This window comes from Pseudomonas sp. FDAARGOS_761 (genome assembly GCF_013343155.1).
Taxonomy (GTDB): domain Bacteria; phylum Pseudomonadota; class Gammaproteobacteria; order Pseudomonadales; family Pseudomonadaceae; genus Pseudomonas; species Pseudomonas aeruginosa.
The window spans coordinates 1,904,495-1,920,311 of the sequence record NZ_CP054572.1 but is presented as its reverse complement, the minus strand read 5'-3'; the positions used below and the strand labels follow the sequence as shown (position 1 = coordinate 1,920,311).

Sequence of the window (15,817 nt, the reverse complement as noted above, 5' to 3'; positions counted from 1 at the left end):
CGCCGCTCAGCCCCGTTGCCGGTGCCAGAAGAACTGCGCCAGGTTGCTCGCCAGCAGCAACGCCAGCAGCAGGCCGAACAGACCGAGCAGGCGTCCGCGCGAGTGCTCCGCCACCTGGATCGAGAAGACACTCTCGAAGCGTGGCGCCAGCGGGACCTGGCGGACCCCGGCCGACGGCACCAGCACCACGCTGATGCGGTCGTAGCTGAGGCCTTCGATGCCGTTGTTCACCAGTTGCTTGATCTGCGGTACGTAGGCATCCAGTTGCACGTCGGCGGCGTGCTTGATGAACACCGAGGCCGATGCCGGCGAGGACTTCCTGCCCAGTCCGTCGCGCTCCTCGGGCAGCACCACATGGACCCGCGCCACCAGCACGCCATCGATCTCGGAAAGGGTATGGGAAATCTCCTGGGCCTTGGCGTAGTTGAGCCGCGCGCGCTCTTCGATGGGCGAGGAAATCAGCCCGTCCTTGGGAAACACATCCTTCAGCGTGGAGAAGTTCTCCCGCGGATAGCCCTTGCGCTTGAGCACCTCCACCGCCTCGGCGATATCCGACTCCTCCACCAGCAGGCGCACGGTGCCATCCTTGTCCGCCTGCTTGTCCGCGGAAACGCCCTCCGAACGCAACAGCGCCAGCATCTCGTTGCCTTCCTTCTGGCTGATCCCGGTATAGAGTTCGACCTTGCACCCGCCCAACGCCAGGACCAGCGCCAGGAGCGCCATGCGCGACAGACCTTTCACCGTTCGCCTCATTGGGTCTTCATCAGGGTTTCGACGTTCTGGCTCATGCGCCCGACGGTCTTGGCGATCAGCTCTTCCTGCATGGTGATGCGCATCAGCGACCACTGCATCTGCATCAGGCTGTTGGGATCGTCGCCGGGCGTCGACAGCTCCACCTGCAACTCCTGCTTGGCCTGGCTGAAACGCTCCCTGATCTGCCCCAGTTCGCTGAGCAGGTCGCCGCCCAGGCTGCCGGCACCGCCCATCGCCCGTTCGAACTCGGCGACGTGGGCCGCGCCGGCCGGGCCGCCGGAGAGTTCTTCGAGACTGGTGATCTGCGCCTGGGCGCCCATCCGAGAGATATCCATCATGACTCCAGGTCGAGTTTGTGGCTGTTGCGCACGAGGTTGTCGAGCATGCCGTTGAGCGGGATCAGCACCTGCAATTCGCGACGCACCAGTTGCGCCAGGTATTCGCCGCCCGGCGCATGCTCGACTGCACCGAGCAACTGGAGGAGAAAGGTTTGCTGCTGGCGCCCCAGCGGCAGTTCCGCGCGGAGCATCGCCTTCAGCTCCAGGCGGTCCGCCTCCAACCCTTGCAGCGGCTGGGCAAAGCGCTGCAGCAGGCGCTCGCCGAGAGCGCCGTTCTCCAACCCGGCCAGGCGGCGTCCGGCCGCCGGCGGCTCGCCGCCGAGGGCCTGCTCGAAAGCCAGCACCTGATCGACAGCCGGCAGGTTCGCCGCCTTTGGACTGGCCGACGGATAGACGGCGAATCCCGGCGGCGTGTCGATGCGGCTCATGTCCGCACCTGGGCGCGCATGCCGGCGGCGAAGTCGGCCAGGGCAGGATCGCTGCTGCCGCCCAGCCCGGCCAGCCTGCGGTCCAGCGCGGCGCCCAGCCCCAGGTGCCACTCGCACAAGGCGAACCAGGGCTCCAGCGCCGGCCAGGGATTGCCATGGGCGAAGACCAGGGCCTCCTGATAGCGCCCCTGGTTGGCCAGGCTGGAAATCCGGATCAGCCGTGCCGCTTCGTCCTGTCCGAGGCGCTCCAGCCACTCGGCGATGCACAGCGCCTCTTCGTGGCAGTGCTGCCCGCTGCCGGCCAGCGCCAGTTCCGCCAATTCGCGTATCAGTGAAGTGTCCATGTTCAGATCTTCTGCAGGATGCCTTGCATCAGGTCGCGCAGCGCCCGGGTCACCGTCGAGTTGATGTTGTAGATGACCGACCACTTGTTGATCTTGTGTTGCAGCTCGGCCAGCAGCGCCGGGTTGTCGGCATTGTCGGTCCCCTGCAAGGCCTTGATCGCGTCGTTGACGTCCTTGTTCGCTGCGTTGGCCTGCTCCTTCAGGGCATTGGCCACGGTATCGAGGGTATTCCCCGGGTTGGGGTTGAATATCTGCGCCATGCTTAGTCCTCTGTGAGCTGCGAAAGAATGCCGAGACCGCCTTCGAGGGCCCGGGCCTGCTGTTGCAGGAATTGAAAGCGCTCCGGGCCGGCGCCTCTGGCCAGTTCCCGGCGACACTCCGCCAGCGCCGCCTGCAGACGCTGCCGGAGCGCTGCGGCATGCGTGCCGTCAGCGACCGACAGTCGCGTTTCCAAGGCTGTCATCATGGAGCACCTCCCCTTTGAGATTGATGATGAAACGCTGCTTGCCGCGGGCCACCAGGATCGACTCCGGCTCGATGGCGAGGATTCGCACACCGCGGGATGTCGAGGCGCCCACCGGGTATTTCTGGCCGTCGCCGAGCACTACATAGGGCACCCGCCCCAGCGACACCGAGCGCACCGTGAACTCCAGTTCGTCGCCGCTGGCGCGCTTGCCGCGACTGAGCAGCTCCAGGCTCGGGCGGTTGCCGAACTCCTGCTGGAACTCGCGCTGCAGGCGGTAGAAGGCGCTGAGCTGGACCTCGTCGAGCGTGCCGCTCAACTCGATGCGCTCGCCGCGCTCGCGGAAACTCAGTTGCCGGTCGAGGCCGGCGTCCGCCAGCAGGCGCTCGAGGCGGCGCAGGTGCGAGCCGGCCACCCGGACCTGGTTTTCCACCCCGAGCAGGCCCGGCACCTCGGACTCCAGCAATGCGTCGATCCGCGCCCAGCGTTCGTCCTGTTCCGCCAGTTCGCCGTTGAGCCGGACCCAGCCAGGCTTGTCCGCGTTGCTGCTGAGGATCTGCCGATAGCCGAATTTCTGCAGGATGAAATCCACGCCCTGGCGAATGTCTTCCATGCTCCGTGCTTCCAGTCGGTAGTCCACGCCGCTGCCATCGAGGTAGCGCTGCAGCGCCAGGCGCCGAGCGTTGTCCTCCAGGTAGCCGCCGAGCAGGAGACTGTCGCCCTGGCGCTGCACATCCACCTCGCTCATGCCCTGCTCGCGCAGGTAGGCGCGCACCCTCGCCAGGGGCTCCTCGCCGGCCATGCCGTGCTGGCGGGCCGACCAGGGTTCGACGAGCATGCCCAGCAGGCACAGGGCCAGCGCCAGGCTGATGCCGAGCAGCCAGGCCCCGCCGGCACGGGCGGACGGCTTGCGGCGCACTGGCGCGGTCTGCGCCTCGACTTCGGGGAAACGCTCGGGAAAACTCCGCTGCGGGTCGCAGAATGCCCAGCGCAGCGGGCCGCAGGTCTGCCCGGCAAGCGCCTGCAGGATCGCTCCGGCGACTTGCGCCTGGCCGTCCTGGCGAGGCTCGCAGCCCTCCGCCCACTCCAGCAGGCGCACGCCCTGGGCATCGACCTCGAGCACCAGGTGGACTGCCGCGATGCCCTCGTCGAGCAACACCAAGTCGGCCTGCAACGGATCGCTGCCAAGCGCCACCCGGCCCTCTCCGAGCGAGACTTCGGCGCCCTGGTTCAGCCCGCTGTAGAAGCGGATCTTCCAGGCCATGCTAATTCCCGCGCTCCGCGCCGACGCACCAGGCGCCGTCCTTGGGACAGGCGCCGTCGGTCACCCGCCAGCCCTCCTGCGCCCCCATCCGGCAGGGCGTGAGGAACGAACCCTGGCCGGCCTGGCGCAAGCGCTCCTGTTCGGCCCTGGCCGGCGCCAGCGCCTGGCAGCGGGCGCTACCGAGCAGCTTGCGCAACGACAGGCTCTGGTTCGACAACTCGTCGATTTCAAGCAGGCCGCCGCGCAGGTCGCGACGGTTGTTCAGCGCCAGGTAATGGCCGACGCCATCGTCGATCAGCCGAGGCTCGATGAGGAACAGCCGCACCGAGCGGCGCACGGTGTCCGCGGTAGTGCGGAACAGCGCGCCGAGATAGGGAATGTCGCCGAGCCAGGGTACCTTGCGCTGGCTCTGGCTCAGTTCGTCGCGGTAGATGCCGCCGATCAGCAGGCTCTGGCCATGGCCCACGCGGGCGATGGTATCGATCACCGTGCGGTTGATCGTGGGGATCTTGTCCAGGCCGGCGCTGTTGGGTTTCTGGCTGCCGTCCTCGATGTGCAGGCTGAGGCTGATCTCCGGCGTATCGCCGAGAGTCACCACTCGCGGCGTCATTTTCAGCATGGTGCCGTAGGTGATCGCCTTCAGCTCGGCCACCCGCTCGCCCGTGACCCGCACATAGTAGGTTTCGCTCTGGTCGAGCACCGCCTGGGTATTCTCCTGGGTCAGCAGGGTCGGCCGGGATCCGATCTGCGCCTGCCCCTGGCTCTGCAACAGGGTGACCTTGGCCAGCAGGAAATCCAGCCCGCGACTGTCCACCAGACTGCCGACCGCCCCGTTACCGGCGCCGCCGCCCTCCTCGCTATCCTGGCCGGTGGTACGGATCTGGATCGACTTGTTGTTGCCCAGGCGAATCCCGGCGCTCCAGTCGACGCCCAGCTGGGCGAGGTTCTCGGCATTGATGTCGATGATCGACAAGCCGACCTCGATCCGCGCCGAGGGCCGGTCGAGGGCTTCGATCAGGCGGCGATACATGGGCAACCGGTCCTTGTGGTCGCGCACCACCACCGCGTTCAGCGACGGTTCCGCCTGGACCACCGCATGGCTCGATTGCGGTCCCGGGCGCAGCTTGCCCGGCTCGTCGCCCACCGCAACCACGTTGGCATCGCTGAGCACCCGCGAGAGGATGCTGGCGATGCCCGGCGCCTCGATCTCGTCGTCGCGGTACTCGATCTTGCGGTCCTCGGCGACCGCATAGCGCAGCGGGAAGATCTCCACGCTGAGGTCGCCGGTCTTTTCGCTGCGCAGGGTGTATTGCTGCTCCAGCACCTGGGCGGTCTGCTCGACCAGTTCGAGATAGCGCCCCGGACCGGACACGTGCACCAGCCGCCCGGAAGGGTCGGCACGCCAGCCGAAGCGCGGTTCCCAGATGCCGGCGGCGGTCAGCGCGCGCTTCAGCTCGGCCTCGCCGACCTGCTCCAGCCTCACCAGCCGCGATTGCATCTCGGTGGTCTTGAATACGTACAGCACGGTGCCGTCGTAGTACCAGCCGAGGTTGTAGAGGGAGGCCATCAACTGCAGGAAGGCCTGCGGGCTTTCCAGGTCGAAGCGACCGCTGACCTGGTCGTTGACCTTGTCGCTGACGATCACCGAGGCATCGTAGTTGGCGCCGAAGTTGGCCAGCACGTCGCGCAGGCTTTCGCCCTGCGCCACATAGTCGTAAGGCAGGCTGGGCCAGTCCAGCGGCTGCGCGCGCAAGACCGCGCCAGGCAGCAGCGCCAGCAGTCCGCCGATCAGCAGGCGGCGCATCAGGGACGCCACACCGGAACCTGCGGCGGCAACCCGCGGGGCAGCGGCTCCAGCTCCGGCGCCAGCGCCTCGAGCAGCCCCACCTGGGCGGCCAGGGCCCGTTCGAGTCGCTCGGGATCGAGGCCATCGAGGCCCAGCCGCGCCTGCAACAGCAGGCGCCCGTCCGCATCCAGGACGATGGCCTGGGGATAGCGCCGGCTCCAACTGGCGACCCGCGACAACAGCGCCCGCAGCAACCCCTGCTGGTCGCGCTGCGGGTCCAGGGGGGCGTGCTCCAGCGGGCTTTCCAGCAGCAGGTCGTCGCCCTGGCGCAGCAACAGGACGCTCTGTCCGTCGATGCGCAGGTGGTACGAACCCGTCCGATCGGCAACAAAGGGCCCTTGGCCCAGGCGAGTGGCCAATCCGCTCAACAGATGATCCATGATTCCTCGGTAGGGCCGGCTTTCGCCGGCCGCTCAGCTCTGCCAGTAGAAGTGATCCTGTGCCTGGCACAGGTTGCGTTCGTGCAGCCAGGCCTGGACGGCGTCCGCCGCGCCGACGTCGTCGTCCAGCCGGCAGAGAGGTTGCCAGAGGCATTCGAGGACCTCGGGGATCGGCTCGAAGCCGGCCAGCCCGCCGCTGGCGAGCAGCGTCGCCATGCCCCGCTGCCAGTTCGGCCAGGCGCTCTTCGCCAATGCCGAAGCCGTCTCCAGCTTGCCGGCCAGTTCGGCCACCTGTTCCTGGGTGCGCGCCTGGCACTTGGCGACCCTGGCCAGTTCCTCGCGGGCCTGCTCCGGCTCCAGCTCGGCCACGCGGGACCAGAATTCGGACTTGATTCGCAGTTGCCGAGACTGGGTTTCCAGCTCCACCAGCGACAGGCGCCAGCCGGGGATCGCCTGGTCGAGCAGGCTTTCCCACCAGCCATAGACCGGCAGCAGGACCCAATCGATCATCGACTGCGGCACGGCGAGGTTGACCCGATCGCCCAGTTCGGCGCACCAGCCGTCGTCGTCCTGCGCCGCGCAGAGGAGAATCTGCCGCACCTCTTCGCGCCCCAGTGCCAGGCCGCGCGCCAGGCGCTGCTGCAACCATTCGCAGCGGAACAGTTGCTCCAGCCGCAGGCGCGGCAGCATCCGCTGCAGCAACGCCAGTTGCCGCGCACTGATGATTCCGGACTCACGATACAAACTGCTCGATGCGTAACCCGGCACCCGACCCCGCGAGCGGGCGTCCGAGCCCACCACGGATACCCGCCTGCCGGCGAACACCGCTTCTCGGGAGTACTGCTTATCGTCTTCCTGCTCCATTCTCTGCCTTGGCTTCCTCACTACATTGCGCGCTCGTCAGAGCCTGCAATTTGGGCCGATTCTACTCATGCAGCCGCTACCGGGCTTTCAAAAAACGTCAGTTATTTTTAGCCCGGCATTCGTCCTTCCCCTGCCGCGAGCGGCTCGGTGTGCAGCCGAAACGGCGGCGATAGCTCTGGGTGAAATAGGACTGACTGGAAAAGCCCGCCTCCATGGCGATGTCGACGATGCTCATGTCGCTGTTGAGCAGCAACTGATGGGCATAGAGGATTCTCCGCTCGCTGATCCAGGCGCGCGGCGAAACCCCGTAGACACTGCCGAACAGCTCCTTGAAGGTGGTCAGCCCCATGCCGAACTCGCGGGAGAAGTCGGACAGCTTCCACTCGTTGAGGTAGTGCTTCTCCATGAATAGCTGCAGACGCTCGACATGCCGGTTGCTCAGTTGCCGCAGGACCGACATCAGCAGCGGCCCCTGCGGACTGAACGCGAAGAGCATCAGCAACTCCTCGATCTTCAGGCAGGCGAGCATCGGCGGATGCTCATGCACAAGCAATTCCTTCAACCCCTTGACGCAACCGGCCAGCAGAGGCGTGGCAGCGAACGCGATGATGCCCGGCACGGGCTCGTCGCAACGCTCGACTTCGCTCAACAGCGCGCCGAAGCGCTGGACGAAGCCTTGTAGAAACTGGGCAGATAATGGAATCCAGAGTATTCGGCTGTCCTTTCCCTTGGTACTTACGACATAGCTTCCGCGGCGGACGAAAAGCAACTCGCCAGGCGCCAGGCAAAAAGTGGAATCGATGTCCTGGACGGTCAGTTCGCCCTCGAGCAGAACATATACGCCCTCTTCCTTGTTTACCCTGTATTCGAAAGTTGGAATGTTCCAATGACAAGACGTTATCTGCTTTCGGCCAAGAGATTTGGCTCCTTGCATATTATAAGAACCCCAACACTTCCCGTCGTACCTTGAATGCCCCGCCTAGCGGAGAGGCATGAATACGCTCCGTTTTATTGATTTTCAAAGCCATGAGCACGGAGTCGATTTTATAATAATCAGGATTATCCGACGTGCGCTGATTCGCAGAGCGAGTCGGCTTCCGCCAATTAATCCAGCCTTCTTTAGAAGCGGAACAAAAGTACCAGTTTTATTATTCGAGGCCTTCCCTGACAACGAACGAGACTTGCACTTCTTTAATCTCCATACGCACTTTCCGAAACAGCAGGCAATGTATCAATCGTTGCCAGATCTTTCTTCCGGGCGAGCGGCCGTACAATTCGGAAAACAGTCGCGCCGAACCAGCCGGACCCGCTCATCGACGCCCGCCGCCACCCGCTGCCAGGCGCTCGCCTGGACCGCCGCGACGCCCACCCAGGAAAGCTCGGTGCGTAGGTACAATGCCTCGCCCTCCAACCTGTCGACCTCCAGATCGAACGCATAGCGCAACGGCAACCCGGACACCCGGTAGCGCCGCTCGGCAATCGTTTGCATCCCTCCCTGAACGACGGCATACAGGCGCAGCCTGAGTTGCGCCTGGCGCGCCTGCAGGGAAACGCCGCCCACCGAACCGCCCACCGTCACCTTCGGCGACATCGGCGCGGGCTGGCTGACGCAACCGCCGAGCAGCAACGCCAGCGGCAACAGCATCCAGCACCTCACCTGCGCCGGACCGTGCGCGCCTCCAGCGGCGTGCCGTCGCCGTCGGCGAGGCGCTGCAAGGCCTGCTCGCTGCGCGGATCGCCAGCCACGTTGCGCGCCAGCCAGCGCGCCAGCCCGGCCACGCTGGAACGGTCGTCGCCGCGAACGGCCGCGCGGGTCACCGAACGCCCCTCGAAATGCCCCACCGTCTCGGCTCCTGCGTCTTGGGACGGCTGCACCGGCGAAATCGATTCGATTTTCATGGGGCCACTCAAACCCTCATGCCGACCGCAGCGACCGCCTCGCGATCGCTGTCGCACGGCAGCAGGCGTTGCCAGAACTCGGCGTGGTCGAGCAGGTTGGCCAGGGTCGCCTCGAAGCATTCGAGGGTCAGTTGCGCTGCGAGAATCTGCGCATACAACTGGACCTTGCCGGTCAGCTCGTCGAAGCCGAAATGCAGATCGAAACGGTGCCAATGGCGGTTGAAGCTGGCGAGCTGGCGAAAGATCCCCTCGCCCAGCACATCGATGCCCGCCACATCGGCCTCCAGCAACAGACGCTCGCGCTCGGCGAGCAGCAACAGGGTGACGCCCACCTGTTCGTCGAACAGCAGGCTCGCCATGCCCTCTTCGTCGAGGGACAGGGAAGGCAAACCGATACGGCCTGCGAACTCGGCAAGCAGTCGGTTGACCTTGCTCGTTAAATCCATGGGGGCGCCTCCTAAAGCTCAGCGCATGCTAGCACCGGGCTATGCATCGCTTTTGTCACTGAGAGACTTTTCTTTTAAGAAAAAAGCCACATCGCTGTGGCCTTTTTCCTCCCGCGCGGAGACGGCTCAGACCACTCCGGCCGCCGCACGCCAGGCCTGGTTATGGCTCTGGGTGTACTGCTGGATGAGCTGCAGGACGTCCTTCATGAAGCCGGCATCGAAGCTCATCTGGTCCTCGACCTTCTGCTTCTGGCTCTGCCCGATGGTGGCGTTGACCTCCTCTTCCCGGGCGCTCGCCTGCGACTCGCCCTGGCGCACCTGGACCGAGGCGTTGGCCATCTGGACGAAGGACTGGATCACCGTGTTGGCCACCTGCAGGGCGCCGTTGCGGCTCTCGAAGGCACGGCCCGCCGCGCGCAACGCCACACTGTCCTGCGCCTGGTCCGCCGCCCAGACCTTGCCGACGATCTTGCGATCCTCATCGGAGGTCTTGCCCAGCGCCTGCATCTTCGCGTCGATCAGTTCGTTGCGCCCATCGATGTTCTTCTGCAGGGTCTTCTCCTGGCTGATGGCCTTGCCGTTCTTCAACGCGCCGAGACTGCCGACCACTGCCGAGGCCAACGCGCCGACGCCGGCGATCACCGCCATGGCGATCATCAGCGTGGCGCCGCTGCGCATCTCGTCCACCTGCGCCTTCTGCGCGTGGATGATCGCCTGGTTCTCGTTGTCGCGCTGGAGCACGCCCAGCTCGCGCGCCTTCTGCGCGATGCGGAAGAGAATCAGCAGAAGCTCGACGCTGCTGTCCAGCTCGCTGCCGGCCGCTTCCATACGCACCGGGTCGAGCGCCTGGCGCGGAGCGTTCAGTTCGACCCGGTCGGCCCGCGCGGCCGGCACCTGCGGCAGCTCCGCAGCCGCTTGCGGCGTGCCGACGGAACGCCCGGCGGCGCCGGGAGCGATCGGCTCGGAGGGGATCGCGGCCTGGGTAGCCGCCAGGGAATATTGCGTATCGATCATGTGACGCCTCCTCAGATCGCTGCCGGTCGGCTGGACAGGTTGTGCAGGGTTTCACCCTTGGCCTGGAGCATGGCGAAGATCCGCTCCATGATTTCCTGGAATGCTTCCAGCATGCGGCTCAGCTCTTCCTTCAGGCGCTCGATCACGCCCTGCAGGGTGGTCAGGTCGGCACGCGATTCCTGCACGTCGGCCTGGCGGTTCGCGGCCTTCGCCTGGAATCCCGAATGAGTGGCCTGGGCCGCGCCGTTGGCGACGTCCAGGGTCAGGTCGGAAACCTGCACGCCGAGTTTCAGCGAGTGCGACAGCGATTGGCCGGCCAAACTGCCGAACTTGCCGCCCAGGTCGGCGACCTTGCTCGCCAGGCTGGCGGTCATCTCGGCCGCCTTGCCGCCGATCTTCGCGCCCAGCTTGGCCAGCCCGCCGACCGCTGAGCCGCCGAAGCTGACCACCGCCGCCAGCAGCGCGACGGCGATCTCGATACCCATCAGTGCCGGGCCGAGCTTTTCCATCACTTCCTTGCTGATCAATCCGTCCGCGGCTGCCTGCTGTACCGACTGGGAGACCACTCCCATGACACCGCCCGCGATCATCAGTGCACCCGCGGCCGCGCCGACGCCGGTTGCCACCATGATTGCGCCGACGATGATCGAAGCTATTGCACTGATCCAACCAAAGATTTTGGCTGCCAGACCGGACTTCTGGGCTTCTTTCGCGGCTTCTTCCGATTCCCTGATCTTCTGCTGGTTGTCTTCCATCTTCTGCAGGTTCTGCTTTCGCGCCTGCTCGATTTCGGTCAGCTTGAGTTTCTTCTGCTGGTTCTCGACTTCGCCGGTGATTTTCGCCAGCTCGATCTCGAACGCCTGCGGCGACATCAGGCCGACGGACAACAGCGTCGAAGCGCCGGCCAGCACAACCTGCCGCGCCAGTCCGGCATCCTCGCCCACTGCTTGCACCAGGCTGGCGATCTCCGCACGATTGGCGACCTCCAGGCGCTGCTGGCTGGCTGCGGACGGCGGCGTCAGCGCCACCCCCGTGCCGCTCGCGGAAGCCGCGGCCGGCGCCGCCAGGCGCTCCACCCGCAGACTCTCGACATCCCTCGCGACCGGCCTGCCGAGCGCCGGGATATCCCCGGCGTCGGCCACCCCGTAGGGCAGTCCGGCGCGTTCAAGCGTTATCGGATTCATATGTTCGATCCTTTCTCGCGGTTACGGCTTCCAACATGGCGCCGGCACGCGCGGCCAGGGCCTCGTGCGCCGGCTGTGCCGCGGCCAGGGCCCGGGCCGAGTAGAAGCCACTCTCGGCTCCGTCGAGATCACCCAGTTGCAGGTGGCACTCGGCGGCATGGAAGGGAAAGCGCGGCTCGTTGATGTCCATCAGCGCGCCGTAGCTGTAGCTCTGCAGGGCCTGTTCATAGAGACCGAGGGACTGGCGGCAGGCGCCCAGGCCGAGAAAGTAGCGGGCGTCGTAGTGGTCGAGCATGCACAGTGCCTGGAAGATCTTCTGCGCGTCGTCCCACTTGCCCGCCTGGTACTGGTTGAAGCCCAGCGCATAGAGCTGCTCCAGGGTGTCCTCGCTGAGTCCGCGAAGCATCGCCAGGGTGCCGCCGTCGCGCAGGAAGGCCTCCAGCGCCTGTTGCTGGTCGGTGTCGGAAGGGGTCGCTTGCTGGTTCATGGATACCTCTAGATCGCGCTGAGAATGTCGCGCAGGACGCTGTCGTATTTCTGGATGAAGCGGTTGAGCGCCTCGACCGCCGAGTTGTAGCGGGAGCTGGTGTCGTTGAGCAGGGTGGTCTTCTCGTTGACCTTGTCGTTCAGCGGACGCGAGCGGTCGCTCACCGTGGTGGCGAAATTGCCGACCGGGTTGTTGTCCTTCTCGAAGGGGTACTCATCCTTGAGGCCCTTGAGTTCCCCGCTCTGCTTCGGCGAGCCGCTGAGAAAATCCTTGATCGACAGCTTGCCGCTGAAGGTATCCAGATTGCTCAGCAACGCATACTCGGGGCTGTCCTTCCACCTGGGATCGCCGACGGCATAGCCATAGAGCGTGGGGTCGACCAGATCGATACCGCCAGCGTCGATCCTGATGCCCTGCTTGGCCGACAGCGCGGCGTTGATCTGCGACTGGATCACGCTGTAGACCTTCAACTCCGCGGTCAGCGCCTTGAGCTCGTCGAGCAGCGCCTTGCGCTTGCCGTCCTGGGTCTGCAGGACATCCTTGTAGACACCGATGACATCCTCGTCGAGACGGCCGTGCAGGCTGAAATAGGCCGACACCAGGAACTCGCGCAAATCCCACTGCGCACCGGGCTGCCGACGTGCCTGCAGGACTTCGCGGAGTACCTCGAGGCCCTGCCCCGGAGGCGCGGACGGATTGGCCGCGAGCAACCAGGCGAGCGCCTTGAGCACTTGCGCCTCGCTCAGCGGCTGGCCGGCGTGGGCCAGCACGATCCGCTCGCTGCGCAACAAGGCCAGCAGTTCCTCCTGCTCGGCACTGGCAGGCGCCGCCGGCGCGGCCAGGAGTTCGTCCAGGAACAGCTCGCGAGCGGCATTAAAGTTTCTGACTTCCATCGTGATTCCTCAGATCAACAAGCCACGCATCGGCGTCGGACGCCGCGGCCGGGTACCCTGCTCGCCCTGCGTCGGCTGGGAACTGCGCATGCGCCGCAGTTCGGCCAGCAGCTCCTCTTCGGCGGCTCGCGCCAGCTCTCGCTCCGGCGCCAGGAACAGCAGCTCGCCGGCGTCCGCGGCAAGCCCCAGGCCTTGCCACATTTCCGCCAGCAGGCGGCCGCGTTCCTCGCTGTCGCGAATCGCCAGTTCGGCGGCCTGGACGGTCGCCCGCAGGGTGTCTTCGGTGTATTCGTTCATGTCGCCCATGGTAGGGATCGACGTCGCCGGAGCCTGTCAGGCACGGTCGGGTTTTTGTCGTTTTCGCAGGCTTCGCTGCGTCACCACCCGCCCGGCCTCCAGCTCGAACCAGCCGTCGGCGGGCTCGGCGGCGCCGGTCCAGCGGCGATAGAAGCGCGCCATGCGCTCGCCAGGCAGCGGGCTGCCGGCCAGCGCCAGGACCTTGCCGTAGAGACGCTGGCGCGGCCCCAGCGTATCGAGCGTGGCCTCCGCCAGCAGGTACAGCGCGGCGAATGGATTGGCCAATCCGCTGCGCGCCTGCCGCCGACGCAACATCACGATCCAGACCCGCTCGCCGTCGCAGCGCCAGGCCAGTTCGCAGCCATGGGCCAGGACCTGCCAACCGAGCGCGATCGAGGTGTCGCGCAGGCAATGCGGACGCACCGCCAGGCCGCGGGCGAGAAACCAGGGAATCAGCGGATCGGCGCTCACAACACGATCCTGCCAAGCGGCTGGATGTTGATCTGCTGGGTCAGCTCCTGGTAGGACAGCACCGGCAGCCCGGCATAGTCGCTCTCCACCAGCTTGCGCACGTAGCGGCGGATATCCATGGAAACGATCAGCACCGGCCGGTTCTGCATCTGCGCGAGATCGCCGACGGTCTGCCGCACGCGCTCGAGGAAGGCCTGGGTTATCGCCGGGTCGAGGGCCAGGTAGCTGCCGGCGCTGGTCTGGCGGATGCCACCGCGGATCTGCTCCTCCACCGCCTGGTCCAGCAGGTAGGCGGGAAGGATGTTGTTGCCGCTGGAGTACTTGTAGCAGATGTAGCGCTTGAGGCTGCTGCGGATGTACTCGGTGAGCTGCACCACGTCCTTCTCCTTCTGCCCCCACTCCACCATCGCCTCGAGGATCGCCCGCATGTTGCGGATCGAGATGTCCTCGCCGACCAGGCGCTGGAGAATCTCGGTCATCCGCTGCAGGGGAACGATCCGCTGCGCCTCCTTCACCAGCTCGCCGTAACCCTGCTCCATCTGCTCCAGCAGGTAGCGCGTCTCCTGGATGCCGATGAAATCCTCGGCGTACTCCCGCAGCACATGGGACAGGTGCCAGGTGAGCACCTGCTCCAGGCCCAGGCAGGCACAGCCGGAACGCTCCAGGCGATCCTGGTGCGCCTGCTCCACCCAGCTCGCCTCTTCTCCCGGCACCTGCAGCTCTGCCGGCTCGTGGGGGACCGCGAGCAGTTCCAGCTGCGCGGCGCGTTCGCGCACCAGCAACCAGCCCGGCCGCAGGCATCCGCGCGCGACCGGGACCTCCTGTAGCTGCACCAGGTATTCGCCATCGCCCATCGCTTCGTTGAAGCGCAAGTGGATACCCGGGAACGGCACGCCGAAATCCAGGTACAGCGCGCGTCGTACCCGCACCAGCTCCTCGTTCAGCGACATCGCCTCGAGACGTTCCTGGAGGCTGGCATCGACGTCGATCAGCAACGGCACGGTGAGGGCGAATTCTTCCTGCTCGGCGAGACGCCCGGCCTTCGGCTTGCCGCCGCCAGCCTTGCCACGCGCCTTGGCCGATGGCGCTCCGGCGCCCTGCGCGAGCAACGCCGGCAGGTCGCGGGAACCGGCGCTGGCCTGGGCCCGCTGGCGCCAGAGCATGAAGTAGCCGCCGCCACCAACCAGCAGCGCGAGAGCCAGGAAGGTCAGGGTCGGGAAACCGGGAATCAGGCCGAACAGTACCAGCAACAGGCCGCCGATCAGCAGCGCCTTGGGCTGCGCCACCACCTGTTCGCCGATGTCGCTGCCGAGGTCCGCCGACTCGTCGGAAGACACCCGCGTGACGATGATCCCGGCGGTGATGGCGATCAGCAACGCCGGCACCTGCGAGACCATGCCATCGCCGACGGTCAGCACCGCGTACAGTTGCAGCGCGTCGGCAGTGCTCAGGCCCTTCTGCGTGACGCCGATGGCGATGCCGCCGAGGATGTTGACGACGATGATGATCAGCCCGGCGATGGCGTCGCCCTTGACGAACTTCATCGCGCCGTCCATGGAGCCGAACATCTGGCTTTCCTTTTCGATCACCGCGCGCCGCGCCCGCGCCTCGTTGACATCGATCACGCCGGCACGCATGTCGCCGTCGATGCTCATCTGCTTGCCCGGCATGGCATCCAGGGAAAAGCGCGCGCTGACCTCGGCGACCCGCTCGGCACCCTTGGTGATCACCAGGAACTGCACGATGGTGATGATCAGGAAGATGATGATGCCCACCACCAGGTTGCCGCCGACCACGAAGCTGCCGAAGGTGTTGACGATCTGCCCCGCGTCGGCCTGCAGCAGGATCATCCGCGTGGTGCTCACCGACAGCGCCAGGCGGAACAGCGTGGTGATCAGCAGCACTGCCGGGAACACCGAGAACTGCAACGGCGAGCCGATGTACACCGACATCATCAACAGGACCACGGAGATGGTGATGTTGACGGCGATGAGGATGTCCAGCAGCAGCGGTGGCAACGGCAGCACCATCATGAACACCACCGCCAGCAGCAACACCACCAGCAGGATGTCCTTGCGCTCGCCGACCCGGCCGAGAAGCCCGCTCAGGTCGTTCATTCCCGCGCCTCCAGCTCCAGCGCCCGGGCGTGCGCGGCACGCGCCGCGTCGAGACGCCCGGCGAGCTGTTCGGCACGGCTCAGGCAACGCCACAGACCGGGCTCCTCCTCGCCATCCTCCTGCAACTGCCGGCACAGGCGCACGGCGGGCTCGCCGAGGCCTTGCTGGAGCAACGCCAGGAGCAAGGCGCGGCGCCCGTCGCGGCGCTCCGGCGCAACGCTCAGCAAGGCCTCCAGCAACACCTGGGCGCGTCGCGGCTGGCCGCATTGCAGGTGCAGCCAGCCCAGCATCAGCAACAGGCGCTGTTGCGTCGGTTTCAACGTCATCGA

General features: G+C 66.0%; 22 protein-coding genes. All 22 read right to left on the bottom strand.

Annotation, left to right across the window (positions count from 1 at the left end):
• Positions 1-6 precede the first annotated feature (6 nt).
• The 22 genes from pscJ to pscY all read right to left on the bottom strand — a co-directional run bounded on the left by pscJ (position 7) and on the right by pscY (position 15,814).
• The gene (gene pscJ, locus FOC67_RS09180) at positions 7-753 is read right to left on the bottom strand and encodes a SctJ family type III secretion inner membrane ring lipoprotein Psc (RefSeq protein WP_003120329.1); all 747 of its coding nucleotides are present in this window, start codon (positions 751-753) and stop codon (positions 7-9) included.
• Positions 750-1,088 (bottom strand): SctI family type III secretion system inner rod subunit PscI, encoded by a 339-nt coding sequence (pscI, locus tag FOC67_RS09175; RefSeq protein ID WP_003120330.1) that lies wholly within the window; start codon positions 1,086-1,088, stop codon positions 750-752. Before pscI ends, pscJ begins: the two co-directional genes overlap by 4 nt.
• Positions 1,088-1,519, bottom strand: a complete 432-nt coding sequence (pscH, locus tag FOC67_RS09170; protein WP_009314644.1) for a YopR family T3SS polymerization control protein PscH — start codon at positions 1,517-1,519, stop codon at positions 1,088-1,090. The genes pscI and pscH overlap by 1 nt, the downstream gene beginning before the upstream one ends.
• Positions 1,516-1,863, bottom strand: coding sequence for a YscG family type III secretion system chaperone PscG (gene pscG / locus FOC67_RS09165; RefSeq protein WP_003109513.1), 348 nt, complete (start codon positions 1,861-1,863; stop codon positions 1,516-1,518). Before pscG ends, pscH begins: the two co-directional genes overlap by 4 nt.
• Before the next feature lie 2 nt (positions 1,864-1,865).
• Positions 1,866-2,123 carry a type III secretion system needle filament protein PscF gene (gene pscF, locus FOC67_RS09160; protein WP_003087729.1) on the bottom strand — a complete coding sequence of 86 codons (258 nt, stop codon included), beginning with the start codon at positions 2,121-2,123 and terminating at the stop codon, positions 1,866-1,868.
• Between the two features lie 2 nt (positions 2,124-2,125).
• The gene (gene pscE, locus FOC67_RS09155) at positions 2,126-2,329 is read right to left on the bottom strand and encodes a YscE family type III secretion system co-chaperone PscE (protein ID WP_003100751.1); all 204 of its coding nucleotides are present in this window, start codon (positions 2,327-2,329) and stop codon (positions 2,126-2,128) included.
• A complete protein-coding gene (gene pscD / locus FOC67_RS09150) occupies positions 2,292-3,590 on the bottom strand; it encodes a SctD family type III secretion system inner membrane ring subunit PscD (protein ID WP_003132859.1) in 1,299 nt (432 codons plus the stop codon). Before pscD ends, pscE begins: the two co-directional genes overlap by 38 nt.
• A 1-nt stretch (position 3,591) precedes the next feature.
• A complete protein-coding gene (pscC, locus tag FOC67_RS09145) occupies positions 3,592-5,394 on the bottom strand; it encodes a SctC family type III secretion system outer membrane ring subunit PscC (RefSeq protein ID WP_003109511.1) in 1,803 nt (600 codons plus the stop codon).
• Positions 5,394-5,816, bottom strand: coding sequence for a YscB family type III secretion system chaperone PscB (pscB, locus tag FOC67_RS09140; RefSeq protein WP_003109510.1), 423 nt, complete (start codon positions 5,814-5,816; stop codon positions 5,394-5,396). The genes pscC and pscB overlap by 1 nt, the downstream gene beginning before the upstream one ends.
• Positions 5,817-5,849: 33 nt before the next feature.
• Positions 5,850-6,680 carry a T3SS regulon anti-activator ExsD gene (exsD, locus tag FOC67_RS09135; protein ID WP_003109509.1) on the bottom strand — a complete coding sequence of 277 codons (831 nt, stop codon included), beginning with the start codon at positions 6,678-6,680 and terminating at the stop codon, positions 5,850-5,852.
• Between the two features lie 97 nt (positions 6,681-6,777).
• Positions 6,778-7,614 carry a T3SS regulon transcriptional activator ExsA gene (gene exsA / locus FOC67_RS09130; protein ID WP_003120334.1) on the bottom strand — a complete coding sequence of 279 codons (837 nt, stop codon included), beginning with the start codon at positions 7,612-7,614 and terminating at the stop codon, positions 6,778-6,780.
• Positions 7,615-7,911: 297 nt separating this feature from the next.
• A complete protein-coding gene (exsB, locus tag FOC67_RS09125) occupies positions 7,912-8,325 on the bottom strand; it encodes a YscW family type III secretion system pilotin ExsB (RefSeq protein WP_003109507.1) in 414 nt (137 codons plus the stop codon).
• Positions 8,326-8,333: 8 nt separating this feature from the next.
• Positions 8,334-8,579, bottom strand: coding sequence for a T3SS regulon translocated regulator ExsE (gene exsE / locus FOC67_RS09120; protein ID WP_003117722.1), 246 nt, complete (start codon positions 8,577-8,579; stop codon positions 8,334-8,336).
• Between the two features lie 8 nt (positions 8,580-8,587).
• Positions 8,588-9,025: a type III secretion system regulatory chaperone ExsC gene (gene exsC / locus FOC67_RS09115; RefSeq protein ID WP_003100769.1), complete on the bottom strand. Its 438-nt coding sequence runs from the start codon at positions 9,023-9,025 to the stop codon at positions 8,588-8,590.
• A 126-nt stretch (positions 9,026-9,151) separates the two neighbouring features.
• Positions 9,152-10,039, bottom strand: coding sequence for a type III secretion system translocon subunit PopD (gene popD / locus FOC67_RS09110; protein ID WP_009314655.1), 888 nt, complete (start codon positions 10,037-10,039; stop codon positions 9,152-9,154).
• Between the two features lie 11 nt (positions 10,040-10,050).
• Entirely contained in the window at positions 10,051-11,223 is a 1,173-nt protein-coding gene (gene popB, locus FOC67_RS09105; RefSeq protein ID WP_009314657.1) for a type III secretion system translocon subunit PopB, read from the bottom strand.
• On the bottom strand, positions 11,204-11,710 hold the full coding sequence (pcrH, locus tag FOC67_RS09100) for a SycD/LcrH family type III secretion system chaperone PcrH (protein ID WP_003087708.1): 507 nt from the start codon (positions 11,708-11,710) through the stop codon (positions 11,204-11,206). The genes popB and pcrH overlap by 20 nt, the downstream gene beginning before the upstream one ends.
• Positions 11,711-11,718: 8 nt before the next feature.
• On the bottom strand, positions 11,719-12,603 hold the full coding sequence (gene pcrV / locus FOC67_RS09095; RefSeq protein WP_003109502.1) for a type III secretion system needle tip protein PcrV: 885 nt from the start codon (positions 12,601-12,603) through the stop codon (positions 11,719-11,721).
• Between the two features lie 9 nt (positions 12,604-12,612).
• Complete coding sequence (pcrG, locus tag FOC67_RS09090) at positions 12,613-12,909, bottom strand: LcrG family type III secretion system chaperone PcrG (RefSeq protein ID WP_003109501.1); 297 nt, start codon at positions 12,907-12,909, stop codon at positions 12,613-12,615.
• A 27-nt stretch (positions 12,910-12,936) separates the two neighbouring features.
• Entirely contained in the window at positions 12,937-13,371 is a 435-nt protein-coding gene (pcrR, locus tag FOC67_RS09085; RefSeq protein ID WP_003100791.1) for an LcrR family type III secretion system chaperone PcrR, read from the bottom strand.
• Complete coding sequence (gene pcrD / locus FOC67_RS09080; RefSeq protein ID WP_003100792.1) at positions 13,368-15,488, bottom strand: SctV family type III secretion system export apparatus subunit PcrD; 2,121 nt, start codon at positions 15,486-15,488, stop codon at positions 13,368-13,370. The genes pcrR and pcrD overlap by 4 nt, the downstream gene beginning before the upstream one ends.
• Positions 15,485-15,814: a type III secretion system chaperone PscY gene (pscY, locus tag FOC67_RS09075; protein WP_003113547.1), complete on the bottom strand. Its 330-nt coding sequence runs from the start codon at positions 15,812-15,814 to the stop codon at positions 15,485-15,487. The genes pcrD and pscY overlap by 4 nt, the downstream gene beginning before the upstream one ends.
• Positions 15,815-15,817: the final 3 nt, after the last annotated feature.